We start from the raw sequence: 8731 nt of genomic DNA, 5'->3' as shown, positions 1-8731 counted from the left end.
CGTGTACACCGTCTGCCGTGCCACGCCCACCGCAGCCGCAACCTCCGCGACCGGCTTGTTTGCTAACAGCATCCGTCCAGCGCGAACCCGATTCCTGGTCGCKTCGTCCATCTTCCCAGCCATGCAATCGACTCCCGATCAACGCTTTGATCAGATAACGCGTCAGACTCGAATCGGTTGTCATGATTTATACAAGTCTCAATAGCAGCTCGACTCGCGTCTGGAGAAGGTAGTGTGCACCGTTAATAGACCACCGCATTTGCTGTCGTTTGGACAGGCGACGGTTGATCAGATGATTCATCACCGATTCAGCCGGAGCGGTGGAGATCCGCCTTCCCGCCCGCCTTGCGCGCGCATAGTCAACAAGGATGGTCGCGTTATGCTGGAGAAACACGAGGAGTCGATTGGCAGCACCGAAGGTAGTCGCTGCGGTAGGGCCATAGAAGCTTTCACGCTTCAACGCTTCCTCCTTCATGGAAGCGGCCAACATCCTGGTCAACTCTATACCCATTGCCGCTCGGCCTCTCCACAGAGCCTCTCGTATCTTGCGCCAAACCTTTTCGCAACGTGAAAAGACTTCTGGGCGCGGTAGAAAGTAGTGGCATGAGAATAGCGATGATCGTATCGCGTGAAGCTTCATCGCAAGGTGGAACCAGTCAAGCATTGGTGACGCTACTCGAGGCGCGACTTGGGTCACCAGGCTTCGCATCCCGCTTGCACCGTCATTAACGACGTCCACGAACGTCGACGGAGACCAACCGCACTGCTTCAAGGCTGCGCTCACTAATACACGCGCTAAGGTTCTGCGAGGAATTGCGCATGCGAATCGCCTTGCCATCCTACCCTCTCGTTCGATGCGGCCTGCGATCACCTCAATCTTCGAGTTCTCCGCGTACGGATAGGCCGTAAGCACAGTGCTGTCAATGGCAATCGACAGTGATTTCACGGGTTCCTCGCACAGAGGGCTCGAACCCCATCCCACCGCAAACTGTCGGTCTTCAATGTACTCACCGATCTTGATCGCCTCGCGTCGGACTCGCATGTGAGAAAGGCAAGAGACCGACGTTATCGCAGAAACGACAGCCGCCGAAGGTGCCCGCGTTGCGGAACTTATCGCCGCATCAAAGATTGGCGCCCGCGCACGTTCGATACTGCGCTGGGCACAATTCAAGTTCGCGTTCCGCGGGTGGTGGCTTGCATGTGCCTCCCTGAGCCGCTTGATGAGAACGGCGATGTAGAAGACTACAGGGAAACGCTGTGCCCGATCGAACGACTTCTTCCCCCGCGCACTACCCCAGAGCTGGCCTACCTTTGTGCTCGTCATGGAGCAACGGTCTTGGCTCTGTCGTAGGCGTAGATCTGCTGCTGTGCCACAGCCTGTTGGAGTGCGAGAGCCAGCTGCCGCAATTCCCCCAGCGAAAGACCGAAGTCCGCAGGCTCCACGTAACACGTTGGTCGCTCTACTGTCCCGAGGTGGATAGTCTCGACGCTCCCATCATCGGCGTGGGATTGTAGGCAAAGAGTCCAGCGTAGTGACATGGCAGCCCCCCGATACTCGCCCAGGAAACATCATCACCTTACTCGCAATGTGGCGCCCTCCCCCAGCTTCTTTCCACTCCCCTCGGGATTAGCAACGCCGCTTGACTGTGACAACCCAACCGTCTCCGGCCTTAGGGTTTCTACCAACTCGCGCACATCATTTACTTCGCTACAATTTGGTCAGACCATCATGGTCCTACCAACATGGTCTGACCAATTTATATTGTCCGGCGCATGCGCCAAGGTACGGACCGCTTTGTCGAGTCATGTCGACGGTTCTGGCTAGCGGGCGGCAGCGTCGGCTTAAATGAAGAATGGAGGGACAGATGATCCAGAAGACCCCGGTGCTGATCGTGGGAGGTGGACCAGTCGGCCTGGCATTGGCGGGCGATCTCGGATGGCGTGGTGTCAAGTGCACCCTGATCGAAAGGAGCAACGGAATCGTTCCTCAGCCTCGCATGGACATGGTCGGCATCAGAACCATGGAGTTCTGCCGGCGTTGGCGCATCGCCGAGGCGGTGGAGCAGGCCGGCTACAACCGGGACTACCCGCAGGACTGTGCCTGGGTGACCGACTTGAATGGATATGAGTTCGGCAGGGAGACGTTCCCCGCGCCAAGAAACGAAACGTGTCCGCCGCAAAGCCCGCAAAAGCGTGAGCGCTGCCCGCAGAACTTCTTCGATCCGGTGCTGCAGCGCTTTGCCGCCAGCACGGGGGCCGCGGCGTTGGTGTACGAGACGGAGCTGGAAACACTGGAAGACCGTGGCGACCACGTCATCGTGACGGTCAAGGATGGGAAAACCGGAGCACGCCACCAGATCGAAGCGCAGTACCTGGTGGGCTGCGACGGCGGTGCCAGCGCAGTGCGCCAGGCACTCGACATCAGCATGTCGGGCGATGCCGTGCTGACTTACACGACCAACGTCATCTTCCGCTGCGACGGGCTCGAGCGGCTCCACACCAAGCAGCCCGGCTACCGCTATATCTTCATCGGACCAGAGGGCACCTGGGCGACGCTGGTGGCCATCAACGGCCGTGACCAATGGCGATTCTCACTGGTAGGCAACGCCGAAAAGCGCACGCTCGGCGAGGATGAGATCCGCCGCGCCATCGTTCGAGCCGTGGGACGGGAGTTCGACTTCGAGATCCTGTCGGTGCTGCCCTGGGTCAGGCGACAACTGGTGGCCGACCTCTACCGCAAGGGACGGGTTTTCATCGCCGGCGACGCTGCGCACCTGACCTCCCCGACAGGCGGCTTCGGTATGAACACGGGCATCCTCGATGTGGTCAACCTGAGCTGGAAGCTGGCTGGCACGCTGCAGGGCTGGGGCGGCCCCCTTCTGCTCGATTCCTACGAGGATGAGCAGCGGCCCGTCGCCGTGCGCAACGTCACGGAAGCCGGAGAGAATCTCCGGCGGATGCTGTCGCCGCGGGTGGTCAAACCCGAAGCGGCCATCTTCGACAGCGACAACGTGCATATCGATGCAGCACGCCGTGAGTACGGTGCGCGTTATACGGAGATGATGAAGCGCGAATGGTTCTCCATCGGCATCCATCTCGGTTATGTCTACGAGGATTCACCGATCGTCGTTCCCGATGGCACGCCCGCCCCACCCAACGAGGTGGCACGGTACACGCAGAGCGCGAGGCCGGGATCGCGCGCGCCCCACGTGTGGCTCTCTGAAGGAAAGTCCACATTGGACCTTTTTGGCAAGCATTACGTACTGCTGCGCTTTGGCGATCATCCTCCCGAGGTGGATGCCATCACACAGGCGGCTGCGCAGGTCGGTCTGCCGCTGGAGGTGGCCGATATAGCGCATGCTGAAGCCCAGGCCATCTATGGACGCCGCCTCGTGCTGGTACGACCGGACGGCTCGGTGGCATGGCGTGGCGACACTGTCCCCGCAGATGCCCGCCGCATCGTCGATGTCGTGCGAGGCATGGGTGCCGCCGGCAGTCCTGTTCCGCGCCGCGCTTACCAACTGGCGGAGGTCTGATATGTCAGACGAGCTCATCGGCCAGGACGCGGATCGCAGACGTGCCCTGAAGCAGGACCTGGCAAAGTACCACTGCCGAGTGCACCAGCCAGACGATCCCCCATTGTTCACGCGCCGCCCGCGGCCTGCGACCCAGTCCGTGCATTGGCGCTGGGAGGATCTGTCCCCCTTGCTGGAACGTATCGGACAGGAGGTCGATCTGACCGCAGGTGGGCCGCGCCGGACACTGCGCCTGCACAATCCCGGCCTGCCGCGCGGCACCACCAATACGTTCTGGGCGTCGATCCAGGTCATCCTGCCCGGCGAAGTCGCCACCGCGCACCGCCACACTGCCAACGCCCTGCGATTCATCATGCAAGGCGAGGGAGCATGGACGACGGTGGATGGCGAGTGCTATCCGATGCGCACGGGCGATCTCGTGCTGACGCCATCGTGGGCCTGGCACGATCACGTGCATCGGGGCGACCAGCCGATGATCTGGCTTGACGTCCTTGACATCTCGCTGATGCAAGCGCTGGAGGCCACGTTCTTCGAACCCTACACGGATGGCCTGCAGCCGGTGGACACGGTGCCGGATCGGACCTGGCGCCAGTTCGGCAGCGGCTTGATGATGCCTCCCGGCGCGCAGCCTCGGGCCGGYGGCGCTAACCCACTGCTGGCCTACCCTTTCGAAATGGCCGAGAAGGCTATCGCTGCCTCCGCGGGCATGCCGGGTGATGCGTATGACGATGTTGCGCTCGAGTATCGCAATCCGCTGGGCGGCGGCCCTGCCATGCCAACGCTCGCCATGCGGATGCAGCTGCTGCGGTCCGGCTTTGTGGGGCGGAAGCGGCGCCACACCGGCAGCAAGCTCTACTACGTCATGCGCGGCGAAGGGGTGACTAGCGTCGGGGACCAGCGCTTCGCGTGGTGCGCCGGCGACCTCTTCACGGTTGCGCCATGGGATTGGCACGCACATGAGAACACCGGCGGGCAAGACGCCCTGCTGTGGCAGGTCGACGATCTGCCGGTACTGAAATCACTGGGTTACTTTAGAGAGGAACTGGCATGAAGATCGGGTCGTTCGACGATTACCGGATTGGTCTGGTGGAAGGAGACCAACTGTACGATGTCACCGCGGTGGTGCCTTCCGGTATCGACGCTTTTCCGCAGCAGCGATTGAACTGGCTCATCTCCAACTGGGACAGTGTTCAGGAGGAACTCAAGCGATGCCGCGCGGCAAGCCTCCCTCGACGCCTGGATATGGTGCGCCTGCTTCCCGCCACGCCCTGCCCGCCGCATGTATTTGCCGCGCCGGCAAACTACCGCAAGCACATCGGCGAGCTGGGGGACCGCGTCGTCACCAAGGGCGGCCGTAGCGCCAGGGAACAAGGCTTCTTCTTGAAGGCACCCGGCTCCCTGGTTGGGGCCGGCGGTACGATTTTCCTGCCCAAGGGTTCCACCCGGCGCTTCGATCACGAATCCGAGCTGGCGGTCATCATTGGGAAAGCGGGTCGTGATGTTCCGCGCGAACACGCCATGGAATACGTGTTCGGCTATGCCTGCCTGATCGACGCCACCATGCGTATCGAACCCGGCGTCGCGGAAGAAGAGCGCTCGATGCGCAAATCCTTCGAGGGTTTCACCCCGCTGGGGCCATGGATCGTCACGGCCGACGAGGTCGGCGATCCGCACGGGTTGAGCAACCAGCTATGGGTCAATGGCGAACTGCGCCAGCAAGCGTCAACACAGCACATGATCGTCGGCGTGGCGGAGCTGATCGAGTTGATCTCGTCGGTGCTGCCGCTGTCGCCTGGCGATGTCATCGCCACCGGCACGCCGGAAGGCGTTGGACCGTTCGCGGCAGGCGATACGTTGAAGATCGCCATCCAGGGCGTGGGTGAAATGAGTCTGGAGGTCAAGGAACGCGAAGCCGTTGCACCACGTGCGTATTAGAACGGACCGGGCCTTGTGACCAGCGTCGCGACGACCGTGCCGCGATGTCCAATAAACCGGTGCAGGCAAGGACTGCCGGCGGGACCCGGACAAGAAGATCAGGAGACAACATGTTCAAGAAGATAACGCTGTTCGCATCCAGCGCCCTGCTGCTCGCTGCCGCGCCGGTGCTGGCCGCCTATCCGGAAAAACCCGTCAACGTCATTGTCCCGTTCGCCGCCGGGGGCGGCATCGACGTCCTCGTCCGCGCCATGACAAGTCGGTTGACTGCCCGCTGGAAGCAGCCGATCGTCGTGGATAACAAGGCCGGCGCGGGCTCCGTGATTGGCGCGGCATTCGTGGCGCGCGCGCCTGCAGACGGCTACACACTGCTGGCAACGGTGAACCAGACTGTCGTCTCGAACCGCTTCCTGTACAAAAGGCTGCCGTACGATCCCGAGACGAGTTTTGCGCCGGTCATCATGATGGTCAAGGCCGACCAGTTGATCGTGGCCAATGCCAAGCTGCCCGCAAATTCCCTCAGGGAACTGGTGGATCTGGCCAGGAAGAAGCCAGACAGCCTGAACTTCGGCTCCTACGGGAACGGCAGCCAGCCGCACCTGCTCTTCTCCGCGATCAACGACCACGAGAAGATTCAACTCCTGCATGTCCCCTACAACGGCATCTCGCAGAATCTGACTGCATTGCTCGCGGGTGACGTGCAGCTTGCCAGCGGCAGCGTCGCCGTGATGGAAACCCATATCAAGTCCGGCAGGCTCAAGCCGCTGGCAGTGGCAGCCAATACCAGACTGAGCCAGTACCCGTCCGTACCAACCACGGTGGAACAAGGTTTTCCCTATGCCAAGAGCTCGATCTGGTATGCGCTGTTTGCGCCGGCCGGTACGCCCGACGCCGTAATCAAGGAGATCCGGGCGGCCGTAGCGGAAGTGCTGAGGGATCCAGTGTTCGTCGAGCAGCAAGTGCATGCGAAGGGTCTCACCGTTGTAGCCGGCGATGGCAAGATGCTGGCTGATACAATCCGAGCCGAAAGCCAGCAGACCTCCGCTATGATCAAGGCTGCCGGCGTAGTTGCTGAGTAGTGCCAGCGCGACAAGAAAGCGCTGTTCATCTTCCGCCCCACATTTTGCTTATCTATCCAGTGCGATTTCCAGGTATGGTGCCAACTCCAGATTCAAGCGCGACGACTGACAGGCCGCCACGGGTCTTCGAGGACATCTGCAAAAAAATCAAAGATCAGCTGGCAAGCGGCGCCCTCAAGCCAGGCGACAGGCTGCCTTCGGAACGGGATCTCGCCGAGGGATTTCAGACCTCCAGGTCGGCAGTCCGGGAGGCACTGAGAAGCCTCGAGCGTTCAGGCGTAATCGAACTGCGCAAAGGTCCAAAGGGCGGAACCTACATCTCGCAGGTTGGCTCGTCCGTAGTCTCCAGCTCGCTGAACGACCTGCTGAGTTTTGGCAGCATCTCGATCCAGGATCTGACGGAGAGCCGGGCCATCGTTCAGGACGCAGTCATTCGCCTCGCCTGCATGCGCGGCACCGAGGCGGACTTCGACGCGCTACAGCGCAGCATCGAGTTGACCGAGGAGCTCACCAAGGAAGGCAAGCTGATAGAGCGCCGAGCCCAACTGCTGGACTACTATCGCGTCCTCGCACGGGCCACACACAACGAGGTGATGGTGCTGCTGGTCGGCGCCCTTACCGACCTGGTTTCCTCGCTGCTGCAGCGGGACAATACGGTGCCCTTGCCGACGACCGTTAAGACGCACTTCCGCATCCTGCAACACCTTCGGGCGCGCGAGGTCGAGCAAGCCTCCCTGATGATGTCCGAGCACCTTAAGAAGCTGCACTCCTATCTGGCCAAGGCGGAGAAAGCACGTCTCAAACAGCCATCTTAGCGGGCGATTGCAGGTTGCGGCAGACGCCCATCCACGCTGCGAGTGGTTTCAGGACCGACACAACCTCGCGTGCGAGTCCGCTTTGACTGAGCACCGCCTTGGACAGATCAAGACGAAAGACGCATTCGCACACGAGGTGGCGACATTTGACCCTGTCACGTAAGCTGCGTCGTCCGAGCACAAATAGACGACCAGGGCTGCCACCTCTTCCGGCTTGCCGGGCCGGCCGACCGGAATCTGGGGCGGAATTTTCGTGTCCATGACCTCCTGCGGCACGGCTGCCACCAGCCTCCCCTCTCGCAAGGTGCGAATAGCGATGAGAAGGTGCCGGTTTCAGGGTATGGGGGAGGTAAGCGGCGGCGGGCGCTGCACCCCGCTCGTAGCGTGCCGGCACCGGCCCGGATTAACGGTCCGGTCTTGCATGCTGCGCTCAGCCCAGCGCCGCCACCAGTTCGGGCACGACGGTATTGAGATCGCCCACCAGGCCGTAGTCGGCCACCGAGAAGACCGGCGCTTCGGCGTCCTTGTTGATCGCCACGATCACCTTGGAATCCTTCATGCCGGCCAGATGCTGGATCGCGCCGGAGATACCGACGGCGATGTACAGCTGCGGCGCGACAATCTTGCCGGTCTGGCCGACCTGGTAGTCGTTCGGCACGAAGCCGGCGTCCACGGCGGCGCGCGAAGCGCCCAGCGCGGCGCCCAGCTTGTCAGCCAGCGGCGTCAGCACCTTCGTGTAGTTCTCGCCCGAGCCCACCCCACGGCCGCCGGACACGATGGTCTTGGCAGCGGTCAGCTCGGGGCGGTCGCTCTTGGTCACTTCGCACGAAACGAATTGCGAGATGCCAGCGTCGGCCACTGCCGGGATGATTTCCACAGCGGCCGAGCCACCGTCGGCGGCGGCGTCGAAGCCGGTGCCGCGCACGGTGATGACCTTGACCTTGTCCGACGATTGCACGATCGAGATCGCGTTGCCGGCGTAGATCGGGCGCTCGAAGGTATCCGGGCTGTCGACCTTGATGATGTCCGACAGCTGGGCTACGTCCAGCCTGGCGGCCACGCGCGGCAGGATGTTCTTGCCGTAGGCGGTGGCGGGCGCCAGGATGTGGCTGTAGTCGCTGGCGAGGGCCAGCACCTGGTCGGCCACGTTCTCGGCCAGACCATCGCCGAAATACGGGGCGTCGGCCAGCAGCACCTTGGACACGCCGGCGATCTTCGCGGCGGCAGCTGCGGCAGCAGCGGCGTTGGCGCCAGCCACCAGCACGTGGACGTCGCCGCCGCACTGGGCGGCTGCGGTCACGGTGTTCAGCGTGGCGGCCTTGATGGATTGGTTGTCGTGTTCAGCAATAACGAGTGCAGTCATGTT

6 protein-coding genes and 2 pseudogenes are annotated in these 8731 nt (G+C 62.1%); 6 read left to right on the top strand and 2 right to left on the bottom strand.

Annotation, left to right across the window (positions count from 1 at the left end; translation table 11 throughout):
• Positions 1–1081: 1081 nt before the first annotated feature.
• The 6 genes and pseudogenes from AC1DQ3_RS32850 to AC1DQ3_RS32825 form a co-directional block, all read left to right on the top strand.
• A pseudogene (locus tag AC1DQ3_RS32850) lies at positions 1082–1330 on the top strand (ISKra4-like element ISBugl3 family transposase); the annotation flags it as partial.
• A 535-nt stretch (positions 1331–1865) separates the two neighbouring features.
• On the top strand, positions 1866–3536 hold the full coding sequence (locus tag AC1DQ3_RS32845; protein ID WP_477124285.1) for an FAD-dependent oxidoreductase: 1671 nt from the start codon (positions 1866–1868) through the stop codon (positions 3534–3536).
• A 1-nt stretch (position 3537) separates the two neighbouring features.
• Positions 3538–4587 carry a cupin domain-containing protein gene (locus tag AC1DQ3_RS32840; protein ID WP_477124284.1) on the top strand — a complete coding sequence of 350 codons (1050 nt, stop codon included), beginning with the start codon at positions 3538–3540 and terminating at the stop codon, positions 4585–4587.
• Positions 4584–5471, top strand: coding sequence for a fumarylacetoacetate hydrolase family protein (locus tag AC1DQ3_RS32835; RefSeq protein ID WP_477124283.1), 888 nt, complete (start codon positions 4584–4586; stop codon positions 5469–5471). The genes AC1DQ3_RS32840 and AC1DQ3_RS32835 overlap by 4 nt, the downstream gene beginning before the upstream one ends.
• Positions 5472–5581: 110 nt before the next feature.
• On the top strand, positions 5582–6550 hold the full coding sequence (locus AC1DQ3_RS32830; RefSeq protein WP_477124282.1) for a Bug family tripartite tricarboxylate transporter substrate binding protein: 969 nt from the start codon (positions 5582–5584) through the stop codon (positions 6548–6550).
• A gap of 74 nt (positions 6551–6624) precedes the next feature.
• Positions 6625–7365, top strand: coding sequence for a FadR/GntR family transcriptional regulator (locus AC1DQ3_RS32825; protein ID WP_477124281.1), 741 nt, complete (start codon positions 6625–6627; stop codon positions 7363–7365).
• A 138-nt stretch (positions 7366–7503) separates the two neighbouring features.
• Here AC1DQ3_RS32825 and AC1DQ3_RS32820 read toward each other — a convergent pair.
• Both AC1DQ3_RS32820 and AC1DQ3_RS32815 read right to left on the bottom strand, forming a co-directional pair.
• Positions 7504–7650 (bottom strand): annotated as a pseudogene (locus AC1DQ3_RS32820) (SDR family oxidoreductase); the annotation flags it as partial.
• Between the two features lie 145 nt (positions 7651–7795).
• The gene (locus AC1DQ3_RS32815) at positions 7796–8728 is read right to left on the bottom strand and encodes an electron transfer flavoprotein subunit alpha/FixB family protein (protein WP_477124280.1); all 933 of its coding nucleotides are present in this window, start codon (positions 8726–8728) and stop codon (positions 7796–7798) included.
• Positions 8729–8731 lie beyond the last annotated feature (3 nt).

The organism is Cupriavidus sp. 01T418 (genome assembly GCF_056398885.1).
This window is presented reverse-complemented; position numbering and strand designations above follow the sequence as displayed.